Genomic DNA, 22,159 nt, shown 5'->3' on the forward strand with positions numbered 1-22,159 from the left:
TGATGAATTAGCGGGATTATAAAGTCCGCTATAAATATTCTAGATTAATCTAATTAATTATACTGCATACACAACTGAACATTTTAAATAAAAACAATAATTAAACTAAAAATTATGATTACAGCATCTTTAACAGACAATGTTGAATACAACGAAAAACGTCCTGCAATTAAAGTTTTACTGGATACAGAAACCGGGAAAGAGATTAGGATAGCCTTTAAAGAAGGACAGGTAATGAAAGAACATAAAACACCATTCCCCATAGTTGTAGAAATTTTTGAAGGGAGTATAGATTTTGGCGTAAATGGAGAAGTTCATACCGTATATAAAGGAGACCTGTTAAGCTTAGAAGGTAACGTACCACACGACCTTAAGGCTCTAAAAGATAGTATTGTAAGATTAAGCCTAAACAAAGCCGATACCGCCAAGCGTGTGGAGGATGTTGCTAAGTCTTAAAATTGTTCTTCGGAATAGCTTAATTTGAAATCAACAACCTCGACCCAAGGGTGCGAGGTATGCTTCCGAAAAAGCTCTTTTATTTCGAGGCAAGCCCCGGGGAATTTAACCCTTGGCTATCGCCCTGCGATTAAAAGCTATTCCGAAGAAATTATTTATCTAATATGGAATCAAAAAACAATAAAATAATTTGGACTATTGGACATTCCACCCGCAGCTTAGATGAGTTTTTAAACTTGTTAAGCTCTGTCGGTATAACGCAATTGGTAGATGTTAGAAGTTTTCCCGGCTCTCGCAAGTTTCCGCAGTTTAACAAGGATAATTTAGCTACTTCCTTACCCAAACACGATATTAAATACATTCATTTAAAAAGTTTAGGTGGACGCCGAAAGGCGAAGCCAGAATCACAAAATAAGGTGTGGCGGCATCCTTCTTTTAGAGGCTATGCCGATTACATGGAAACTTCGGCTTTTAAAGAAGCCTTAGAAGATCTTAAAAATCTGGCACGGCAAAACAACACTGCAATAATGTGTGCTGAAGCAGTTTGGTGGCGTTGTCATCGCTCTATGGTTTCAGACGTTTTAAAAGCAGAAGGTTGGAAGGTTATGCATATTATGGGAGAGAATAATGTACAGGAGCATCCTTATACAAAACCGGCGAAAATAATTTCTGGTGAACTCTACTATCAGGAAGAAAAGGAATAGCTAAATTTTGAATCCTCTAAAGCCTTTTGCATATTATAGGTTGGAATTAGCCTAGAAAGAAAATAAAATTATTAAAAATTCAGAAAACTCTATGGAGAAAAAAAAACCAATTAAAAGACACGAAGCTTTAAAGCCTTTAAGCCGCCAACATCACTTCGGATTATTATTTTCCTGGAAAGTGCGCAAAGGCTTTTCCAGGGGTATTGCCGTGGAAAGAATAAAAAATTATGCCGACTGGTTTTTTCAAGCGGAAATTAAGCCGCACTTTAAACTGGAAGAAGAGCATATTTTCCCAATTCTGGACGAAGAAGATCCCTTGATAAAACGGGCTTTAAAAGAACATCGGCGTATAGTTAGGTTATTTTCCGATAAGGAAAATCCGGAGAAATCGCTCAATATCCTGGAAGAAGAATTACAGGCCCACATTAGGTTTGAAGAGCGAATATTATTCAATGAAATTCAAAAAGTAGCTACCCAAAAAGAACTGGAGATCATTGAAGAAATCCATCAAGAACCCGAAGAAAAAGAAGAATACGAAGACCAGTTTTGGGAGAAATAGGTCGGTTCTCAGTTATGGGTTATGAGGATAGAGTTCTAATTGAGCTATGAGTTATACTATACTAGAACTGATTAGATACGTTCATTGCGCGTGACAAAGGAGCGAGGCAATCTGGTATTGTTCATTGTTTAACGTTTGTCGTTTGTCGTTTGTTGATGATTTTTTAAACCTTGAAACTCAAACTTTGAACTTTGAACCTAATTTTCTACCATTTTATCAAAAAATCCATAAAGTTCGCCTTTGGTAATATTTGCCCCTTGTTTGATTAATGCAAATATATCTTTATTGCGATCGTCGCTTAAAGCTTTGGAAGACGTGTAGATATTCACAGATTCGTCTAACAAATTAGTTTGCAACCAGGCATATCCTTTACGTGTGGTGAGGTCTATTCCCTGGTGTTCTACTTTAATTGCAATAAGGTGAATAGTTACTGTCGTGATATGAAAAAGATAAATTTGATTAGCAGAAAAATGCTCCAAATATTCTACTTTATTTAAAACCCCTTCCCAAACCAGGTCGCTAAAGACGTCTAATTCCTGTTCGGCAACTTCAGGCTTATTTTTTTTAATATCTTCCCATTCATCTGCAGTAATAGATTGTGAAGCCAGGAAATTAATAAATTCCTGCTTCATTTCTTCAAATTGCTCTTTGGTTAATCTGGAATATTTCATTTTTGAAAAAGATTAAAATAGATACCGACCTTTGTCGGGATAAGTTCAACCAACTAATTGACGGCGAAGCGTCGCTATTTGTAAATTAGGATCTCACTAAAATAAGAAAAGCCCACTACGTTAGCGGGCTTTTAATTCAATAGGTCATTAGATTATGCGTCTGCAACAACATCAAAAGTGAAAGTAGAAACTACTTCACGGTGAAAACGTAAAGTTGCATCATACTGTCCTAATCGCTTGATGTTTCCACCGGCAATACTAATAAATTTCTTTTCGATTTCTACTCCTTCTTTAGCAAGGGCATCTGCAAGATCTCCATTAGTAATAGAGCCAAATAATTTGTCTCCAGCACCAGTTTTAGCCGGCATCTTAATTTCTATATCATTAAGTTTTTCAGCCTGCTTCTTAGCTTCATCTATATGTTTTTGCTCTTTATAAGCTCTTTGTTTCAGGGTTTCAGCCAACATTTTTTTTGCTGAAGGCGTCGCAAGATTTGCATATCCCTGTGGTATAAGATAATTTCTTCCGTAACCGTTTTTCACGTTTACCACATCATCTTTAAAGCCTAAATTATCTACGTCTTGTTTAAGTATCAATTCCATAATTGCCTCTTTTTATTTTAGTAAATCACCAACGTATGGCATTAACGCCAAATGACGTGCTCTCTTTACGGCAACAGCCACTTTTCTTTGGTATTTTAAAGAAGTACCTGTTAAACGACGAGGCAATAATTTTCCCTGTTCGTTTACAAGTCCCATTAAGAAATCTGGATCTTTATAATCGATATACTTAATACCAGATCTTTTAAATCTACAATACTTCCTTCTTTTAGCGGTCTCAATATTTAAAGGCGTTAGATATCTAATCTCACCGTCTTTTTTTCCTTTTGCTTGTTGTTCAATAGATGATGCCATACTTATGCTTTTTCTTGTTTTCTTCTACTTCTTCTTTTTTCAGCCCAGGCAACCGCGTGTTTATCTAGCTTCACAGTTAGATAACGCATCATACGCTCGTCCCTTCTAAAAGCTAATTCCAATGGTTCAATTACCTCACCAGGAGCTTTGTATTCCAATAAGTGATAAAAGCCACTTTTTTTGTGTTGAATTGGGTAAGCCAACTTTCTAAGCCCCCAATTTTCTTTCGATACCATCTCGGCCCCTTTAGAAACAAGAAAATCTTCGTATTTCTGAACTGTCTCCTTTATCTGCTCATCAGATAAAACGGGATTCAAGATGAAAACAGTTTCATAATTGTTCATAAAAAATTCTTTAAATTTATTTGGCTGCAAAAGTAAACTAATTAATTCTATCTACAAAGTAAAAATGTGGGGATAAAATACCCAATTTATACCACGAAGTTGAATTTTCTCTTGCGATTATAAGATATTATACTTAATATTGCTATGACCTAACTTATTACGTGTGGAAGAATTTTTACTCAAATGTATCGTCGTAGATGATTCTAGTTTACAGCGCCTGGCTTTAGTTAAATTAATTAAAGACCACCCCAATCTTAAATTGGTGGCAGAATACAATAATGCCATTGAAACAAAAAATGGGTTATTAGACACAGAAGCCGATTTAATTTTTCTTGATATCGAAATGCCGGTACTTACAGGCTTCGAACTATTAGACGATCTTCCCAACAAACCACAAATTATTTTTGTAACCGGTAAAACACAATATGCTTTTAAAGCTTTTGATTATGATGCCGTAGATTATATTCACAAACCTGTTACCAAAGATCGTTTTAGTAATGCGGTTAATAAAGCGATTAACTTATATAAACTTAAGCATCAAATCTCCAGTATTCCAGAAGATGAAGACTACATTTTCGTAAAAAGCAATCTAAAAAACCGAAAAGTATTCTTAAATAAATTAAAGTACATACAGGCCCTGGGTGATTATGTGAAATTTGTGACCGAAAAGGATAATTTTATAGTCCTTGCGACCATGAAGTCATTCGAGGAACAACTTCCTACCGATAAGTTTTTGAGAACTCATAAATCTTATATTGTAAACCTCGATAAAATTGAACGTTATAATAGTAAGAATATTGAAATAGACAAACAACAACTCCCCCTTAGCCGCCATAAAAAATCTAATTTGGTAGAAGCCTTAAGTGCCATTCAATAGTTCAATAGCTTGATTTCTATTCAAGTAGAATTAAGGTTAGAAACTAAACTGTATGACACAGATAAAAAGCCCACTCTGCATTTTAAAACCTTTTATTTTATTCTGAATTGAGTTTTCCAAGATTAGCTCAATTATATTGCTGGCTCTTAATTTTAAAATACATTAATCAGGCAAATCCTTTGCAATAATATTTATTGCTGAAGATATTCAGATTAGTCCCCTACTATCACTACTCAACGTCTAACCAAAGCCTTCTAATCCTTAGGATACTAAACCTAAAAATTGTCTGGGTTAAGTTAGGCATACTTTAAAAGCACAATTTTCACTTCTCCTACAATTGTAAAGTTTTCCCATGTTTTATGATAGTTTTTGTTCAAAAACTTAATTTTATCAAACTAAACCATCTAAATTAAACAGAACAATGGATTCTAAATTAGAAAAAATGGCTCGTACGGGTTATGTCGCAAAAGCCGCAGTTTATGCAATAACCGGGGTATTAACTTTTATGGCTGCATTTGGAATGGGCGGTCAAAAAACCGGAAAAATGCAGGCTTTGGAATTTCTTGAAAAACAAGCTTATGGGAATGTTCTCTTAGCTCTTATAGGTATAGGGTTGCTATGTTACAGTACATGGCGTTTTATCCAATCTATAAAGGACCCTGAAAATATTGGGGATGATAAAGAAGGAAAGGGAAAACGCGTTGCATATTTTATAAGTGCTGTAATTTATCTAGGTTTAGCGGCACTTACTTTTTTAAAACTTATTAATGCCGGTTCTACGGGAGGCGGCGGTTCATCTTCTGGTGGAAGCGGAATGCTTACAGGTACTTTAGGAGTAGTGGTTTTTGCCATTATTGGCGCAGGATTAATTGTGGCCAGTATTGCACAGTTTAAAAAAGCCTTTTCTAAAGATTTCTTACAGGATTTCGATTATCAATCAATATCAGATGAAAAAAAACGGAAAACTATTAAAAACACCGGTTACCTTGGTTTAATTGCCCGCGGAGTAATCTTTGGTATTCTGGCCTTTATTTTTATAAGAGGTGCAGTAGCTTCAAATACTTCTAACTTAAAAGGCACTACCGATGCTTTTTCGTTTTTACAGGAATCGAATTATGGCTCCTGGCTTATGGGGATAGTTGCCGCAGGTCTTGTATGTTACGCAATTTATGTAGTGATGCTTGCCCGGTATCGCAAATTTAAAGCATGACATCTTGTTAAAACTCTAACAAGCTCAAGTTAAATTTCATTACACAGCAATAGTTTCCATGTAATTTTGTTCATCTAACCAAAAAAACTGATTTTATGTTAACTATTATTTTAAATATTTTATTACCGCCGTTAGCTGTTTTTATGAAACACGGGTTGGGAGTTACTTTCCTAATAAGTCTTTTACTAACAATTTTAGGCTGGCTTCCCGGAGTTATTCACGCGTTTATTGTGAATGGTACTCGCTAAAACCTAATTGGGTTTAGAAAAATAAACCGGACATTTTTGGGCAATAAAAAAAGTCTTCAACACAGGAAAAGTAATTTTTACCGTGTTGAAGACTTTTTATTTATAGGTTGAAATAAACTATTGCGCTGCTTCTTCTTCCTCTTTCACTACTTTCTTTTGCCACTCCCAGGCACTCTTTAACGCTTCGTCTAAATGACGCTTGGTTTTCCAACCCAGCTCTTTATTGGCTTTTTCGGTATCAGCATAAGCAGCTGTGATATCTCCTTCTCTCCTATCTACAATTTTATATGGCAATTTTTGGCCAGTAGATCTTTCAAAAGAATTAATAACCTCTAACACTGAGCTTCCTTTTCCTGTTCCCAGGTTAAAGACTTCATAATTAGATTTTTCTTTTTGCTCTCTTAGTCGCTCCATCGCTATCACGTGAGCCTGTGCAAGGTCCATTACATGTATATAATCCCTTATACAGGTTCCGTCCTCGGTTGGATAGTCATCTCCAAAAACCGACAATTCTTTTCTCTTACCTATAGCAGTTTGTGTGATAAAAGGCACTAAATTTTGTGGTGTTCCTATTGGCAATTCTCCTATTTCGGCACTTGGGTGCGCGCCTATAGGATTGAAATAACGCAAAGAAATAGCTTTGAAATTCTTATTAATTTTTGCAGTATCAGCAATAATTTCCTCACCAATTTGCTTGGTATTTCCATAAGGAGACTCTGCTTTTTTCACAGGAGCATCTTCGGTTATTGGCAATTGGTCTGCCTGCCCGTAAACGGTACAGGAAGAACTAAAAATGAAGTTTGCCTGCTTTTTTTGCTGTAATTCCTGTAATAGGTAGGTAAGTGTAGTTAAATTATTTTCATAATATAATAGCGGATTTTCAACACTCTCCCCTACTGCTTTAGAAGCCGCAAAGTGAATTACGCTATCAATTTCAGGATATTTTTCAAAGAATTCTTTTACCTGCGATTTATCTCTTAATTCAATATTTTCAAATGCAGGTGTTTTTTGGGTGATTTTGGTAATTCCTGCCAAAACATCTAAAGAAGAGTTGGAAAGGTTGTCTATAATTACAACTTCAAAACCTTTTTCTTGCAGGGCAACTACAGTGTGCGAACCGATAAACCCAAGTCCGCCGGTTACCAATATTTTAGAACTCATTATCTTATTTTTTTGTAAGCTGCAAATTAATGAAAATGATTTATTTGACGATATAAATATTATACAATTTACCCTACACCCCCTTTAATTAAAGCTAACTTAAAAAATCAATAACCTGGGAGCAAGCCCAAAAGGTATCCATTGAAAAATACTTACGTAAATTTCACGGGAAAGCCCCGGAGAATTAAACTCACTGTAAGGATTAAAATCTGCCTACTTTACACCTTTTATTTCTTCAGTATAAAAACAAAAACTAACTTTTAGTTCAATTTTGGAAAGTTTAAATGAATTCTCTGTATAAAAACTATCTTTGCAAATTAATTCTATAGATTATGACCTTAGTAAAACAAAAACAGACATTTAAATACATTAGTATATTAGAAGGAATTTCCTTTTTACTTCTATTATTTATAGCAATGCCATTAAAATATATCTGGGATCTACCGCAAATGGTAGAACAGGTAGGAATGGCGCATGGTGTACTTTTTATCGCATATGTAATGGGGGCAATTTGGTTATTTAAGCCCTTAAACTGGAATATAAAACAATTGGCATTAATCCTGGCGTGTTCCCTGGTACCTTTTGGTCCTTTTTATGTTGAAAAAAAATATCTATAGGGCATGGATTTTAGTGCAGGATTTGAAAATCTGATAAAACTTTTTGAGGATTTCCTGGTAGATCAAGGTGTGAACCCCAGCCTGGCGATCTATCTAAATCTCGCAGTAAATCTCATTATTTTAACATTGATTCTAGCTGGAATCAAGTACCTCACTAAAACTTTTGTGATTGAAATTTTTAAAAATTTCAGTAATAAAACAAAAACAACTTTTGATGATTTTCTTATAAGTTCCAGGTTTCCAAAGTATTTAGGACAAATTCTCCCACTATTTATTCTTTATTACACCATCCCAATTATATTTATAGGTTTTCCCTTAATCATAAAGGTCTTTTATTTTCTCATTGAGATATACATTATTATACTGATAGTTTGGATACTAAGAAGTATTCTAAACACTACAAGAAGATACCTTAGAACCCTGGAGGCTTTTCACGATAAACCGGTAAAAAGCTATACTCAGGTCATCCTTATTATTATTTGGATGTTTGCTTTTCTATTTATTTTAGCAAAGGTTACTAATAGAGATGTAGTAGATTTTATAATTTCCCTGGGGGCTGCTTCAGCGGTTTTATTGCTTATTTTTAAGGATACCATTTTAGGTTTTGTTGCCTCTATTCAGGTAAGTGTGAACGATATTGTTAGAATTGGCGACTGGATTACTTTTGCGAAATATGGGGCCGATGGTACTGTGACCGAAATAAGCCTTGCCACTGTACGCGTTCAAAATTTCGATAATACCTTCACTTCTATTCCAACCTATAGTCTTATTTCTGAATCATTTCAAAATTGGCGCGGAATGCAGGAGTCTCCCGGTCGCAGAATTAAAAGATCGGTTTTTATAAAACAAAATTCAGTAAAATTTATTACTCCTGAAGAGTACGAAAAATACGAAAACATTGCTTTGATAGCTACCTATTTTGAGGATCGCCAAAAAGATATAGACAGCTATAATAAAAGCAACCAAATAGATAAAAACTCCCTTATAAACGGAAGAAATCAAACCAACCTGGGACTTTTTAGAAAATACATAGACACTTATTTAAAAAACCATTCGGCTGTACATAAAGAGATGTACAGTATCGTGAGGCATTTACAACCTACCGAACACGGCATTCCTATTGAAATTTTATGCTTTAGTAGGGATAAACGTTGGGCTAATTTCGAATATATTACTGCCGATATTTTTGATCATATCATTGCCGCTATTCCTTATTTTGACCTGCAACTGTTTGAATCCCCATCGGGTGACGATCTTAGGGAGTACCTTAACAAAACTGAAGAAGCCAACCCAGGAAAAGATATAGAAAACTAATTATCTTAATTTCTAGCAGCTTTTATTCAAAAGAATAAGCTTATGTTTCTTCGGAAATCAATAAGCTTGAATCAGGAATACGAGATTTGCTCCCAAAAAATTCTTTTATTTTAAGTCAAGTCCCGAGGTCCAGGTTATCCTCCTGCGATAAAATCAGTTAGGCATCAATCTGCAATGTAGGTTAGGATACTGATATTAAAAATTTTAGAGCATCCTAAACACTCCTTTAACTTTATTGATGTTTTCGAATAATGTAAAATACCTTCCATAAAATCTTAAAGAGTTTTCGAAGTTATAATTTACTATAAGAGGTTTACCGCGCTCTATTCCTCCTGAATTTTGTTTTAAGTAATCTTTTACCAATTCTCTTAAATAAAACCCAAAGTACCTGTAAGGGAATAATATCCTCAATAATCTTTCTAAATTTAACTAATGTTGAATTAGTTTAAAAGAATGGTTTATTCTTTAAATCCAAAAATTTTGAGAAAACAGCATGCTAAAGCTATCTAAATTAAGTCCAAATTCGATTAATCAAATTTTACAAAGCCTGGAAGACGATGGGAAAATTAGTGCTTCCCTACCCGGTGGCGGGTTACTTCATATAGAAGAAGACCTTCCATATCTTCTGGTTTATAGAAAGAGAAAAAATGATGAAGGAACTTCCAGGATTGTTTTAAGCGAAGCTTCCTATCTTTTAATTGGTGACAAAGACTTTGAAGACTATCAAAAATTGGTTTTTTACCTGGCAGAAAAGCTGGCGAGTAGGTTCAAGTCATATATGCTTTTTGAAATTTACACGGGAGAAGACAGGCAGCGCTTTACCATAAAAGCACCGGCCGAAAAACTTCCCACAACGCTTGAAGTGCTTCAAAAAGACTTAAACAATATAAACAATGTGTTTTCTGGAATTTATCTCAATTCAGAAATAAAAGACACCCCTCACCGCCAGAAGGAAGGTGACAAAGATTTACTTACCATTGTTGAAGCAAAGCAATCTGGGGCGGTATTAGTAGGGCTGGAAATTCCGCCAATTTTTAGAGATACAGATGAAAAAGTTTATCCCGTTTTTCTTCGAAAATTTAAGGATTATCTCGTTACCAGTATCCACAAGTCTATTTACGATTATATTAGGGTACAAACCACCTGCGGGGTTGCCAGTTACCAGGCGCTAGGAAGAAAATATTTAAAAGAAAAAGTATTTGAAATAGATAAAGCCCTCTCTAAAATAGAAAACTCATACCAGTTTTTATGGTTAGTATCCCCTTCTAATATCCAGGAGATAAAGAACACATTTTTTGAAAGTGATTATGAAAAGGTATTAGACTATCATTATCGTTTGCTTCCCATAGACCCCGATCTTTTAAAAAGAGAATTATACAACTTAAAAATCGAGGAAATAGACGATCCTGCTATGTCTCATATTTTTAGGGAGAAAAGAGAAGAGTTAGACCAACAAATTACCATGTTGAACGAACGGGGTACTTCAAATTTCTTTTACAACAGTATTAGATTGTATAAAGGACTTAGTCCAGAATTGAGCCAGGAAGCCGGTAAAATATTGCGGGAAATTCCAGAAACCGAAGAAAATAAAGATACAGAATACCTGGATGCCAAAGCCTTTAGCAGTTTAGCGCGCAAGGAGTTTGACTATTTTGCCGAACAAAACCCCGATTTTAAAAGTAAAGTTCATATTCGGGAAGATGTGAATATCATTATGGTAAGTAACGGGGAACTATATGTACCCGCAGATTACCGCACCACTAAAACCGAGGCTAATGCATTGATTCAACACGAGGTTGGCACACATGTACTCACCCATTTTAACGGTTCCCGTCAACCTCTGCAACTTTTAAGCAGCGGTCTGGCAGATTATGATCCCCTACAGGAAGGTCTGGCTGTAATGTCTGAATATATGGTAGATGGCCTTACAGGAAACCGACTTAGAACTCTGGCTGGTCGCGTTATTGCCGGTTCTGCCTTAATGGAAGGGGCCGAATTTCCGCAGTTATTTAGATTATTAAAAATGGAGTATGGCTTTTCAGCAGAAAGAGCCTTTAATATTACTTCCAGAATTATGCAGGGTGGCGGCTTTTTAAAAGATATTATTTACTTAAAAGGCTTGGTGCATCTTAGGACCCACTTGCAAAACGGCGGGGAATACGAACCTCTAATGGCTGGAAAATTCGGATTAAAACATATCGATATCATAAGGGAGTTAACCGAAAGAAAAGTTTTAGAGCCAGCAGCTTTGCGCCCAAGTTTCTTATTAACCAAAAATATTACTAATAAGTTAAATTTAATCAGGGAGGGATTACCCCTTTCACAAATGATCACACAATGAAGATATGCTTTGTAATAAATGATATAGAAACCGAAAGTTGTGGAACTTCGGTTATGCTCATGACAACTGCTCATAACCGTGGGCACGAAGTTTATGTGATGGGCGTTGGTGATTTTAATTTTCACCATGATGCTCCAATTAGCATTTATAGCACCCAGGTGCCAAAAAATACCAAAACAAAATCGCCAAAGAAATATTTGGAAGCGCTGCAAAGTTCTAAAGCCAGGAAACGCAAGATTACTGCAAAAACTTTAGACGTGCTTTTTATAAGAAACAACCCTACGGAAGAAGAATCTGGCCGGGCCTGGGCAGAACAAGCTGGGGTTGCTTTTGGTAGAATGATGCAGCAACAGGGTGCTTTAGTGCTCAATGACGCTTATGCCCTATCGCACGCATTTATCGATAAATTATATTTTGAAGAATTGCCGCAGGAAATTAAACCAAATTCTTTGATCACCCGAAATAAAGAGGATATTATAAAATTTTGGGAAGAAAATAATAAAAAAGTAGTGTTAAAACCACTGGAAGGTTCTGGCGGACAAAATGTTTTTCTAATTGATGAAAATGAGAAAAACATGAATCAGATTATTGAAACCATTAGTCAGCAGGGATATGTAATTGCGCAAGAATTCCTGCCGGCAGTAAAAGATGGAGATGTTCGTATTATATTAATGAATGGCCGCGTAATGGTGAAAGATGGAAAACAAGCCATCATTAGGCGCGTGAGTGGCGAAGGAGAGTTTAGGAGCAATTTTGCACTGGGCGCCACTGCAGATAGCAGTGACCTTACCCCCGCGATGCAACGTATTGTTGATCTTACTGCCCCAAAGTTAATTCGTGATGGTTTGTTTTTTGTTGGTCTCGATGTAGTAAAAGACAAGCTTATTGAAATTAATGTGCTTAGTCCCGGCGGGATGGAACATTTTAAAGATATAGGACTACCAGATTTTACCAACACAGTAATTGAAGCTATAGAAAGGAAAGTAGAATATAAAGAACTATACGGAAACCAGTTTACCAATCGCGAACTGGCCTGTATGCAATAAAATTATTGACATGAATAATAAACCAGATCATCATATACCAAGAATAATTGGAAAATACAGCAGTAATCAAAAAGGTCCGCTGCTTTTTGTCACCGCTGGAATACACGGGAATGAACCCAGTGGAATAAAAGCCCTGGAAGAAGTTTTTAAACAGCTGGAAAAAATAAAGCCGCAGATTAAAGGCTGTATAGTTGGCGTATCTGGCAATCAAAAAGCGCTTAATCGAAATAAACGTTTTATAGACGAAGATCTTAACAGGGTATGGACAGAGGAAAATGTGGAGCAAAAGAAGAGTGAGACCCATGAACAGAAAGAGATGTGGGAAATTATAGATGTTTTAAATCAATTTCCAAAGGAAGATTTTACAAAACGCTATTTTTTAGATTGTCACACCACTTCTTCTTCCAGTTTGCCTTATGTTTCTGTGCAGGTAGTGAACGATAATGATTCCTGGGCTCATAATTTTCCAACCTATATTGTGCGCGGATTTAGTGACATTATCACAGGTGATATAGACCATTATTTAAGCCGAACCGGAATGACAGGCTTTGTTTTTGAAGCCGGCCAACACGAGGATAAAGCTTCTACCGAAAATCACGAAGGAGTGATATGGTTGGCGTTAAAAGAAGCTTGCGGACTAGATCTCGAAAAGATTGAAACTTACCCTGAATGCGTTAATAATTTTGCTGAAAAGAATGCGCCGAAACAAAAGACTTTCGAGTTGAAATATAGACATGGCTTAAAAGATTCAGACACTTTTGAAATGAAACCGGGTTATAAAAACTTTCAGGAAATTAAGAAGGGGGAATTATTGGCCAAACAAAATGGAGAGCCGGTGAAAAGCGAGTGGAACGCTCGTATTTTTATGCCCTTATATCAAGCCCAGGGCAACGACGGATTTTTTATCATTGAAGAAGTAGAAGGAAAATAAAAATAGTAAAAGCAGTTGTCAGTTTTGAGTTGTCAGTTGTACAAAAATCTGAGAACTCAAAACTGCTCTATTCATGTAAAATCCCGAAAAACAAAAGATGGCAAGTTTCGCAACGATTTCTTAACCAACTGAAGACCGAGAACCCACAACCCACAACTGATTCTACGGTACAATTTCAATACAAACAGGTGTCATAACTTCTACAGGAAGTAAATGAGGTTCCAATTCCCCCGTTTGTTCATCAATTTTAAATATTGTCACACTATTGCTGTCCTGATTAGCTGCGTATAGGTATTTTCCATTTGGTGAAATTGCAAAATTTCTTGGAGTTTCTCCTCTGGTAGCGTAATATCCAATTTCATCCAATATACCTGTTTTCTTATTTAGCTTAAAGGCGGCAATGCTGTTATGCCCGCGATTTGAAGCATATATAAAATCCCCGGTAGGATGCAAATGAATATCTGCCGCATAGCTTTCTTTGTTAAAATCTATTGGTAAACTGGAAACAGTTTCGATGATACTCAAATCTCCATCTTTTTCGACTTTAAAAGAGGTAATTGTAGAATTTAATTCATTAATGGAAAAAGCAAAAGCATGATCTTTTGAGAAAACAAAATGTCTTGGTCCTGCGCCTTTTTTCAATTCCACAAAAGCATTTTCTTTCGGAGTCAATCTCCCTGTTTCTGAATCAAAGTTATAAATCCATATCTTATCATTTCCAAGATCTGCGATATAGGCGGTTTTATTATCTTCAGCAATAGTAACAGAATGCGCGTGTGCCTTTTCCGGATTATCGAGTTCTATTTTTTGCTGTTTCTTAAGCACTCCGTTTTCACCTCTTTTATACATCATTACTACTCCCCCAACATAATTAGAAACAAAAACATAATTTCCGCTTTGGTCTGTTTCGATGTGGCAGGGAGCAAAGCCGGCTGTACCAAGCTTCCCAATTTCTTCAAGACTGTTATCTGGATTTCTTTTAAAGGAATAGACGAAACCGGTAGCAGCATCTGAACTTCCCAATTCACTTACGGCATAAAGATTTTTCCCGTCTTCGGTAACTTTTACAAAGCTGGGATTTGTGACTTCGGCCGCAGTCTTTAAAGGTGTTAAACTTCCATTCTTAAGATTTTGCTTTCCAACAAAAATCCCTTTTGCCTGGCCATCTACATGTCCTTCTTTTTTGGTATAGGTGCCAAAATAAACTATATTTTCAGGCTTTTTAGCTCCACAGCCTACTAAGAGTAGTATCATAAAAAATAAAAAAGTAGATCTTAACATCGTTCAGTTTTAATTATTCAAAAAAATATTTCAAAAGTAGCGATAGAAATCTACAGCCATTTCTTACGTTTAAAATAGATTAGCATTAAAATAAAAATAGCGATCATTACACCCCAAAGCACGTAATAGCTGTATTTCCAATGGAGCTCTGGCATAAATTCAAAATTCATCCCATAAATTCCGGCGATGAACGTTAGAGGAATAAATATGGACGCCATAATCGTTAAAACTTTCATCACCTCGTTCATCCTGTTACTAATCGTGGTCATGTACATATCCATTAAACCCCAGGTAATTTCGCGATAGAGATCTATATTCTCGGTAATATGAATAATATGGTCGTGCAGATCGTTTATGTAATTCCTGGTGCGGGATTGTATCATGGTATTTTCCATTTTTTCCAATCTTGAAATAACTTCTCTAAGCGGAAGTACAGATCTTCTAATTTTTAAAATCGCGCGTTTTAGATCCTGTATTTCATGAGTGATATTTTCCCGCGGCTTATTTTTAAAAAGCTCCTCTTCTAATTCTTCTACCTTTTCAGCTATTTCATCTATTACGATAAAGTAGTTATCTACAATAGCATCGAGAAGCGCAAATACCAAATAATCAGACCCATTGGTTCTTATTCTTCCGTTAGAGTTTTCCAATCTGTTCCTAACACCATCAAAAACATCCCCACCTGCTTCCTGAAAAGTAAGTACATAATCTTTCCCCAGTACAAAACTTATGTGCTCATTCTCTAACCTTCCGTTCTTTTTAAAATACAACATCTTGGCTACAATAAATAAATAGTCTTCATATTCATCTATTTTCGGCCGCTGACTTGTATTAACAATATCTTCAATAATAAGAGGATGTAATTGATAATACTTCCCAACTTTTTCAATTTCTTTAGTATTGCTCAATCCATCTAAATTCACCCAGGTTATTCTATCGGGATGATCAAAATTAAACGCATCAATTGGTTGTTTAGAGTTAAAGCGCTCAAAGTTATTTTTATTATAATCTATAACCTCAAGTAGGGTTTCCATAGATCTTTTTCTACCTACATAGGTCACCGTACCCGGCGCCTGGTGCACAGATCTCATCTTTGGGCGCCTTAAGCTATTCTTAAGTTTTCTTACCATATAAATTCTTTGTCGAGCTAAAGATAAAAAAGATTTCGGTTTAAAAGATTTAACCTTTTATCAGAAATTCTTAGAGTTGTTAAATAAATTTTGCGTCTCTATAATATTACAATTCTTTGGGCTTTAAATGCATATTACCAAGACTTCTATATTTTATTTTTTACTATCTTTAAATAAGTGACATAATATTTTATATATGAAGCAATATAGGATTTTAATAGTACCGTGTATTCTATTCATTTTTTCCTGCGCCAGCCTTGATTCAGTAAAAAGTACTGGAAAAATCACGCAAAGTTTAAGTAATTCTAAAGAAGTTTATGATAATAAACTTTGTGATATAGATTTTGTCTTTAATGATCAGGATAGTGATTACTGTGAAAAATATACATTAAACGACTCGATAAGAATTAAAACTATTGATCTGCTTACAGTATATGGCAAAACTTTAGAGCAATTTGTGGAACAATCAAGGTTCTCGGCAGGTGATCAAATAAGTTTATTAATGGGAAGTGCCAATGCTGCAAATTGGACGAGATTTTCAGGCGATCAAATTGAAGGCTCTCAAAAAATTTCAAATTCTATTTTCTCAATCATAAATAATAAGGTTAAGCAAAAAACACTGCGAAACTTAATTTTAGATAATAATGAAGCATTTCAAAAAATAATTAATTCCCTAAGCAATGATTTAGTGCTTAGAAAAGAATTTTATACCCGTATTGCCCAAAGCATTGAGACTTATATGAATAGTGACACCCAATTGGATGCAGACCGCCGTGAAGTTCTTGACAATGAAACCAATACTATTGGATTTGCAAAAAGAAACAGGCTGGATAATATAAATATTAGGATTATTCAAAATAATATTGAAGCTGAACTTATTAAAATTGAAAGTGCTTTAAAACGGTTCAAGGCAGTAGGTCACGCCCACGATATATTGGCGAAAAATTATACTGATATTGGAACTAAGGAAGATTTTAAAGTTTTGGAGTTAATTATAAACGATCTTAAAAATATTTACGAGGGAATGGAAAAACTAAAACCATCTGAAAATAATTAAAATACACATGGCAAAAGAAGATATCATAACAAAAACTATTGAAATTTCTGAAGCTTATGACAATATGGCCTCAAAGATTTTCGAAAACGCTAAGTTATTGCTTAAAAAAGGTGTTATAAGCTATAAAGAGTACAAGCAAATGATGGATAATTACTATTTGCCATTAATGAATTATTCTTCAAAAATCCTCATTGACCATAGTAATTTGATTATTGATGGAATGGAAGAGTATATTAATAAAATTAAAAATGCTACAGAAGAACTTAGAACGGTATCCAAAAAGTTAAAAAAATCGGAAGAAATTTTTAGCGGAATTATCTATTTACTGGCTTCTGCAGCTTCGGTTGCAACTTTCACCTTAGCACCTTCCCGCATAAGTTTTTCGGCGGCGTTTAATACTTTATCCACTTCAATAGAAAAACTTAAAGCTTTAACTAAAAAAGAAAATACGTAAGATTTTTTCAAAATTAAAATAAGAATGAGCGTTGTGGCCAGATTCAAATTATTGTATTCCCCCGGAAGGAGGCGGGATATTTATATTTTTATCTTCTTTTAAAAGTAAAACTTCATCTAGAGCCCTAATTTTTGAGAAATTTTCCTCTTCCAAAACTCCAGAAATTACGCCAAACTCATAAACATTTTTTATGATCATTCCTTCTTTCCGAAGATTACTAAGCGTGTTATCTATCTCCTCAAGATAGTGGTCATTTAGTGTTATAACAATATTCTTTTTCAAAATATATTTTTTAAGGTGCGATTGCTAAGCCAACGCCAACATCTATGCCGGGCAACGGTAGTCTTCGCGCCATATTTCTCAATTCTTCTTTTATTTCATAGATAGTCCCTTCTGGATATTTCTCACATAAAAGTCCCAATATGCCCGCAATGTGGGGAGTAGCCATGCTTGTACCAGAAATAGTTCTATTTCTTGTTGGCATAATCCAGGATGAGTAAATAGATACCCCTGGTGCTGCAATATCAATTTGACTTTCTGGGTTTATAGACCTATTCGAAAAATCGGCAACATTTAAATTGGAATCTAGGGCGCCCACGGCAAGTACAGATGGACAATTAGCGGGACTACTTACAGGAATATATTGTTTAAAAGACCTACGGCTATCATTGCCAGCTGCGGCTACGGTTATTGCTCCATTTGATAAGGCAAATTTTGCCGCTTTTTCATACGCTAAATCATAACCTTCTCCCGGATATATTTTAGACCCCAGTGACATAGAAATTACTTTACAATTGTTCTTTACAGCCCAGGTTATACCATTTAGAATCCAGGATTGTGCGCCGCTACCTTCATTACTCAACACTTTACCAGCATATATGTTCGCACTTTTAGCAACACCATATCTAAAACCCTGGCTATCCTTGTTACCACAAGCCGTACCAATACAATGCGTGCCGTGCCCATGCATATCCTTACTTGTTTCATTGGGCACAAATGACTCTGCAACCACTTCTCTATCACAAAAATCTGGATGGTTTGCATCAAACCCAGTATCTAAAACAGCTATTTTCACATCTCTTCCAGTAAAATTTGAGTCAACAACCCGGGTCACATTTAATCCCCAGGTAGCTGGGATGTTTATACTTACCGGCAAATCATCGGGAACATATACTACTCGTTCGGGTTGGATAATAAAATCACTTGATTCAGCTTCTAACATTCTAATTTGTTCTTCATTCCCATCAATTAGTGCTATTCCCAATTCGTCGTAAATTAAGGCATCTGCATCAGTAAAAGAGGTCTCATTTAAATTTTCAGAAATAAAATCCCTTGAGTTTGCTATTTTGAAGTTCAATTTATCCTTAAATAGTTTTTGAGGACTTTTAAAATCATTTCCTTTAGTGTTCACCATAAGATGCCGACCGGTAAAAAGTGGTACGCTAGATGCTACCCGCTCATAACACTCATTCATATACTTTTCAAAAGCTTTGCTATGGTCTGTGTTTTCTTTTAAAAACGTTCGTTTACCTAAGATTGGTTGTCTCATAGTTTTTGATATATCTGTAATTAAATATAGCAACTATTTTAATAAATTAAAAGTATTACAACCAAACACTTATATAATTTAAAGTTATTGTTTCGCTTTTAAATATTTGGTAATAGTACATTTTTGATTAAAGATATTCGCCCGAAACTACTATTCCCAATTATTACTCGTCTCGAGGTTAAGCCATATATAATTATTTTAAAAATTTAAAATAATTATAAAATCTCTCCTAAGCGTTATTGAGAAAAGAGTTTTCTAATTCATTTTGTTTTTTAATCTAACGCAGACTTTTCTAGTAAGACCGAAGAGAAACATGCAAATCATTTCATAGTTTTGTACGTTATTCAACAATCTTAAAATTATGTTAATTATTTTATCTGGCAAATTCGCTTTAATTCCAGATTGTATGATTTCTATCATATTTTAAAAGCGATTTTTCAATAAAATTTGCGAACAAATTTAGACGATATATGAAAAGCTGTTTTCATTGTGGGGAAGCGTGCAAAGATGATCACCTTATTTTTGAGGAGAAAGATTTTTGTTGCAATGGATGTAAAACTGTTTTTGAAATCCTGCACGAAAGTGATCTTACTTATTATTACGATCTCGAAGAAAGACCTGGCATCTCGCCAGAACATGCTGAAGGAAAATATGATTTTCTTGATAATCCTGAAATTGCTGAAAAATTACTGGAATTTAACGAGAATAACACCCAAATTGTATCTTTTCTAATTCCCTCCATGCATTGTAGCTCCTGTATTTGGGTGTTAGAGAATCTTGGGAAGTTACACAGTGGTGTAAAATCGGCACAAGTAGATTTTCCCAAGAAAACAGCGCGCATAAGTTTTTCTTCGGAAAAAATAAATCTTAAGAGCCTGGTTTATCTTTTAAGCCGCATTGGTTATGAGCCATATATCTCGCTGAAAGATTACGATGAGAAGGATCATAGAGTTAACCGTAGTCTCATTTACAAGCTTGGCGTGGCAGGTTTCGCCTTTGGAAATGTGATGTTCCTCTCTTTCCCCGAATATTTTGAAGTCAAAGAATTTTGGTTAGAGCAGTTTAAATATCTTTTTAGGTGGCTTATGTTTGCATTCTCCTTACCAGTTGTATTCTACTCGGGGTCAGATTATTTTATTTCTGCATTTAAAGGATTGCGGGCCAAAATATTAAATATTGATGTGCCTATTGCTCTGGGAATCGCGGTGTTGTTCATTAGAAGCGCTTCAGAAATTATTTTGGACCTGGGCAGCGGATTTTTTGATAGCCTCACAGGTCTCGTATTTTTCCTGCTTTTAGGAAAATTCTTTCAACAGAAAACTTATAATTACCTCTCTTTTGAGCGGGATTACAAGTCGTATTTTCCAATGGCAGTAACACGCTTAAACAATAAAAATTCCGGAGAAAAAATAGAAGAACAGGTGCAGGTATATGCCATAAAGCCGGGAGATCGCATTTTAATTAGAAATGGCGAGTTAATTCCTATTGATGCTGTGTTGATAAAAGGCGATGCACATATTGATTACAGTTTTGTAACCGGGGAAGCCGAAGCTGTTAAAAAAGAATCGGGAGAAACGCTCTATGCCGGCGGAAGACAACAGGGTGCTATCCTGGAGATCGAAGCCGTTAAAGCTATAGACCAAAGCTACCTTACCAAACTTTGGGGCAATGATGTATTTAAGAAAGATAAACGAAGCGAATTTCAAACTTTAATCAATCAAATTAGTAAACGCTTTACCGCCGCGGTGCTAAGCATTGCTTTTCTGGCTACCTTATTTTGGCTTTTTTACGATCCCTCTAAAGCTTTAAATGTGTTTACCGCAGTGCTTATTATTGCCTGTCCCTGTGCAATTGCCCTTGCCACACCTTTTACTTTAGGAAATTTGCTCCGCATTTTTGGAAGGCATAAATTCTATCTTAAAGAAGCTGGCGTGATTGAACAAATGGCTAAAATTGATTGTCTGGTTTTTGATAAAACCGGCACCATCACCAGCAATAAAAAAACCGAAGTTTATTATGAAGGTTTAAATCTTAATGCTGAAGAACAAGAATTATTGAGCAATAGTCTAAGAGCTTCGGGGCATCCTTTAAGCAGACAATTATATGATATTCTCGATAAAAACAATATTGATGTGCCGGAAGAGTTTGAAGAACTTACCGGTCATGGAATTAGCTCTGGCAACCGGGGCAATCGCATGAAAATAGGCTCTGCTGCTTTTGTAAAAGACTCTACTAAAAATATTCGGGATAAAAATAATGAGCTCATATCCAGTGGTGAGGGTTTGCCAAATAATGATAAACAGCCGAAACAGGTAGAAAATAAAACGGCGGTACACATAAGTAGCAATGAAGAATACAAAGGTCGTTATGTGTTTAAAAATGCGTACCGGGAAGGATTATCAGAATTATTTTCTGCATTGGGCAGGGACAAAAAGCTGTATATCCTTTCTGGTGATAATGCCGGGGAAAAAGAAAGATTACAGGAAATGCTCCCTGCAGAAACCAGGTATTACTTTAATCAAAAACCGGGACATAAATTAGAGTTTATTAAAAAGCTTCAGCAGGAAAGGAAATCGGTAATGATGATAGGCGACGGACTTAATGATGCGGGAGCACTTGCTCAAAGTGATGTGGGTGTTGCCGTTTCGGAAAATATAAATGTTTTCTCCCCGGCCTGTGATGGGATCTTAGAAGCTTCAAATTTAACCAGATTGGCAGCATATTTTAAGCTTTCAGCAAAAGGAATGCGCATTATAAAATGGAGTTTTGTGCTAAGCCTTTGTTACAATCTCATAGGTTTAAGTTTTGCCGTAACCGGAAATTTAATGCCGGTAATCGCAGCTATTTTAATGCCACTTAGCTCCATAACTATTGTAGCCTATACTAGTATTGCGACTAATTTGGCGGGGAGAAAGATCATGAAGAACCGAAAATAAATAATCATTAAAACAACCCAGGATTTAAATATTGATTGAGAATTATTAAAAATCCCGGCTTATAATTAATAAAACTGTAGCAGTTCAATTTTACAAAAACTGATCTACGTCATATTTTAAATTTTAACATGATTTTAAATTTGTCAAAAATATTTATCTCGCTATGAATATCATTTACCTACTACTGGCCTTAAGTGTACTGGTAGCTATCATTTTTTTTATCGCTTTTATTGTTTCTGTAAAAAAAGGACAATATGACGATGTTTACACGCCATCGGTAAGGATGCTCTTTGACGATGAATTAGTAAAATCGAAATCAAAACAATCTAAAACCTCCAAAAACGAGAAATCTAACTAAC

Annotated in this window: 24 protein-coding genes; 15 read left to right on the plus strand and 9 right to left on the minus strand. The window is 35.4% G+C overall.

Going from position 1 to position 22,159, the window contains the following annotated elements; translation table 11 throughout:
* Positions 1–114: 114 nt before the first annotated feature.
* The 3 genes from BUA71_RS13605 to BUA71_RS13615 all read left to right on the plus strand — a co-directional run bounded on the left by BUA71_RS13605 (position 115) and on the right by BUA71_RS13615 (position 1,719).
* On the plus strand, positions 115–456 hold the full coding sequence (locus BUA71_RS13605) for a cupin domain-containing protein (protein WP_072880703.1): 342 nt from the start codon (positions 115–117) through the stop codon (positions 454–456).
* 164 nt (positions 457–620) lie between these two features.
* Positions 621–1,160, plus strand: coding sequence for a DUF488 domain-containing protein (locus BUA71_RS13610; protein ID WP_072880705.1), 540 nt, complete (start codon positions 621–623; stop codon positions 1,158–1,160).
* 91 nt (positions 1,161–1,251) lie between these two features.
* Positions 1,252–1,719: a hemerythrin domain-containing protein gene (locus tag BUA71_RS13615; RefSeq protein ID WP_072880707.1), complete on the plus strand. Its 468-nt coding sequence runs from the start codon at positions 1,252–1,254 to the stop codon at positions 1,717–1,719.
* A gap of 197 nt (positions 1,720–1,916) precedes the next feature.
* On the opposite strand, the gene BUA71_RS13620 is transcribed toward BUA71_RS13615, so the two are convergent.
* The 4 genes from BUA71_RS13620 to rpsF all read right to left on the minus strand — a co-directional run bounded on the left by BUA71_RS13620 (position 1,917) and on the right by rpsF (position 3,648).
* Positions 1,917–2,390: a DUF6495 family protein gene (locus BUA71_RS13620; RefSeq protein WP_072880709.1), complete on the minus strand. Its 474-nt coding sequence runs from the start codon at positions 2,388–2,390 to the stop codon at positions 1,917–1,919.
* Positions 2,391–2,542: 152 nt separating this feature from the next.
* Positions 2,543–2,992, minus strand: coding sequence for a 50S ribosomal protein L9 (gene rplI / locus BUA71_RS13625; protein WP_072880711.1), 450 nt, complete (start codon positions 2,990–2,992; stop codon positions 2,543–2,545).
* A gap of 12 nt (positions 2,993–3,004) precedes the next feature.
* Positions 3,005–3,304 carry a 30S ribosomal protein S18 gene (gene rpsR / locus BUA71_RS13630; protein WP_072880713.1) on the minus strand — a complete coding sequence of 100 codons (300 nt, stop codon included), beginning with the start codon at positions 3,302–3,304 and terminating at the stop codon, positions 3,005–3,007.
* Between the two features lie 2 nt (positions 3,305–3,306).
* Complete coding sequence (gene rpsF / locus BUA71_RS13635; protein ID WP_072880775.1) at positions 3,307–3,648, minus strand: 30S ribosomal protein S6; 342 nt, start codon at positions 3,646–3,648, stop codon at positions 3,307–3,309.
* A gap of 163 nt (positions 3,649–3,811) precedes the next feature.
* Here rpsF and BUA71_RS13640 point away from each other — a divergent pair, with 163 nt between their 5' ends.
* The 3 genes from BUA71_RS13640 (at position 3,812) to BUA71_RS13650 (ending at position 5,983) form a co-directional block, all read left to right on the plus strand.
* The gene (locus tag BUA71_RS13640; RefSeq protein WP_072880715.1) at positions 3,812–4,525 is read left to right on the plus strand and encodes a LytR/AlgR family response regulator transcription factor; all 714 of its coding nucleotides are present in this window, start codon (positions 3,812–3,814) and stop codon (positions 4,523–4,525) included.
* 421 nt (positions 4,526–4,946) lie between these two features.
* Entirely contained in the window at positions 4,947–5,735 is a 789-nt protein-coding gene (locus tag BUA71_RS13645; RefSeq protein ID WP_072880717.1) for a DUF1206 domain-containing protein, read from the plus strand.
* A gap of 95 nt (positions 5,736–5,830) precedes the next feature.
* Complete coding sequence (locus BUA71_RS13650) at positions 5,831–5,983, plus strand: YqaE/Pmp3 family membrane protein (RefSeq protein ID WP_072880719.1); 153 nt, start codon at positions 5,831–5,833, stop codon at positions 5,981–5,983.
* 117 nt (positions 5,984–6,100) lie between these two features.
* On the opposite strand, the gene galE is transcribed toward BUA71_RS13650, so the two are convergent.
* On the minus strand, positions 6,101–7,144 hold the full coding sequence (gene galE / locus BUA71_RS13655) for a UDP-glucose 4-epimerase GalE (RefSeq protein ID WP_072880721.1): 1,044 nt from the start codon (positions 7,142–7,144) through the stop codon (positions 6,101–6,103).
* 332 nt (positions 7,145–7,476) lie between these two features.
* Here galE and BUA71_RS13660 point away from each other — a divergent pair, with 332 nt between their 5' ends.
* The 5 genes from BUA71_RS13660 (at position 7,477) to BUA71_RS13680 (ending at position 13,393) form a co-directional block, all read left to right on the plus strand.
* Positions 7,477–7,761: a DUF3817 domain-containing protein gene (locus BUA71_RS13660; RefSeq protein ID WP_072880723.1), complete on the plus strand. Its 285-nt coding sequence runs from the start codon at positions 7,477–7,479 to the stop codon at positions 7,759–7,761.
* A 3-nt stretch (positions 7,762–7,764) separates the two neighbouring features.
* Positions 7,765–9,075 (plus strand): mechanosensitive ion channel family protein, encoded by a 1,311-nt coding sequence (locus tag BUA71_RS13665; protein ID WP_072880724.1) that lies wholly within the window; start codon positions 7,765–7,767, stop codon positions 9,073–9,075.
* Between the two features lie 493 nt (positions 9,076–9,568).
* Positions 9,569–11,416 carry a peptidase MATCAP family protein gene (locus BUA71_RS13670; RefSeq protein WP_072880726.1) on the plus strand — a complete coding sequence of 616 codons (1,848 nt, stop codon included), beginning with the start codon at positions 9,569–9,571 and terminating at the stop codon, positions 11,414–11,416.
* Positions 11,413–12,462 (plus strand): glutathione synthetase, encoded by a 1,050-nt coding sequence (locus BUA71_RS13675; protein ID WP_072880728.1) that lies wholly within the window; start codon positions 11,413–11,415, stop codon positions 12,460–12,462. The genes BUA71_RS13670 and BUA71_RS13675 overlap by 4 nt, the downstream gene beginning before the upstream one ends.
* A 10-nt stretch (positions 12,463–12,472) precedes the next feature.
* Positions 12,473–13,393: a M14 family metallopeptidase gene (locus BUA71_RS13680; RefSeq protein ID WP_072880730.1), complete on the plus strand. Its 921-nt coding sequence runs from the start codon at positions 12,473–12,475 to the stop codon at positions 13,391–13,393.
* 162 nt (positions 13,394–13,555) lie between these two features.
* Here the strand turns inward: BUA71_RS13680 and BUA71_RS13685 are convergent, their stop codons facing one another.
* A complete protein-coding gene (locus BUA71_RS13685) occupies positions 13,556–14,647 on the minus strand; it encodes a lactonase family protein (RefSeq protein WP_245812593.1) in 1,092 nt (363 codons plus the stop codon).
* 77 nt (positions 14,648–14,724) lie between these two features.
* Positions 14,725–15,765 (minus strand): magnesium/cobalt transporter CorA, encoded by a 1,041-nt coding sequence (gene corA / locus BUA71_RS13690; protein ID WP_245812594.1) that lies wholly within the window; start codon positions 15,763–15,765, stop codon positions 14,725–14,727.
* 235 nt (positions 15,766–16,000) lie between these two features.
* Between corA and BUA71_RS13695 the strand changes: the two genes are divergently transcribed.
* Positions 16,001–16,861: a hypothetical protein gene (locus tag BUA71_RS13695; protein WP_072880736.1), complete on the plus strand. Its 861-nt coding sequence runs from the start codon at positions 16,001–16,003 to the stop codon at positions 16,859–16,861.
* Positions 16,862–16,868: 7 nt separating this feature from the next.
* Positions 16,869–17,315, plus strand: a complete 447-nt coding sequence (locus BUA71_RS13700; protein WP_072880738.1) for a hypothetical protein — start codon at positions 16,869–16,871, stop codon at positions 17,313–17,315.
* 48 nt (positions 17,316–17,363) lie between these two features.
* On the opposite strand, the gene BUA71_RS13705 is transcribed toward BUA71_RS13700, so the two are convergent.
* Both BUA71_RS13705 and BUA71_RS13710 read right to left on the minus strand, forming a co-directional pair.
* Positions 17,364–17,597, minus strand: coding sequence for a hypothetical protein (locus tag BUA71_RS13705; RefSeq protein ID WP_072880740.1), 234 nt, complete (start codon positions 17,595–17,597; stop codon positions 17,364–17,366).
* A 10-nt stretch (positions 17,598–17,607) separates the two neighbouring features.
* Positions 17,608–18,864, minus strand: coding sequence for a S8 family serine peptidase (locus BUA71_RS13710; protein ID WP_083572106.1), 1,257 nt, complete (start codon positions 18,862–18,864; stop codon positions 17,608–17,610).
* 470 nt (positions 18,865–19,334) lie between these two features.
* Here BUA71_RS13710 and BUA71_RS13715 point away from each other — a divergent pair, with 470 nt between their 5' ends.
* Together BUA71_RS13715 and ccoS are read left to right on the plus strand one after the other, a co-directional pair.
* On the plus strand, positions 19,335–21,800 hold the full coding sequence (locus BUA71_RS13715; RefSeq protein ID WP_072880742.1) for a heavy metal translocating P-type ATPase: 2,466 nt from the start codon (positions 19,335–19,337) through the stop codon (positions 21,798–21,800).
* 163 nt (positions 21,801–21,963) lie between these two features.
* Positions 21,964–22,158 carry a cbb3-type cytochrome oxidase assembly protein CcoS gene (ccoS, locus tag BUA71_RS13720; RefSeq protein WP_072880744.1) on the plus strand — a complete coding sequence of 65 codons (195 nt, stop codon included), beginning with the start codon at positions 21,964–21,966 and terminating at the stop codon, positions 22,156–22,158.
* The last annotated feature ends 1 nt before the right edge of the window (position 22,159 follow it).

This window comes from Salegentibacter echinorum (genome assembly GCF_900129445.1).
GTDB lineage: Bacteria > Bacteroidota > Bacteroidia > Flavobacteriales > Flavobacteriaceae > Salegentibacter > Salegentibacter echinorum.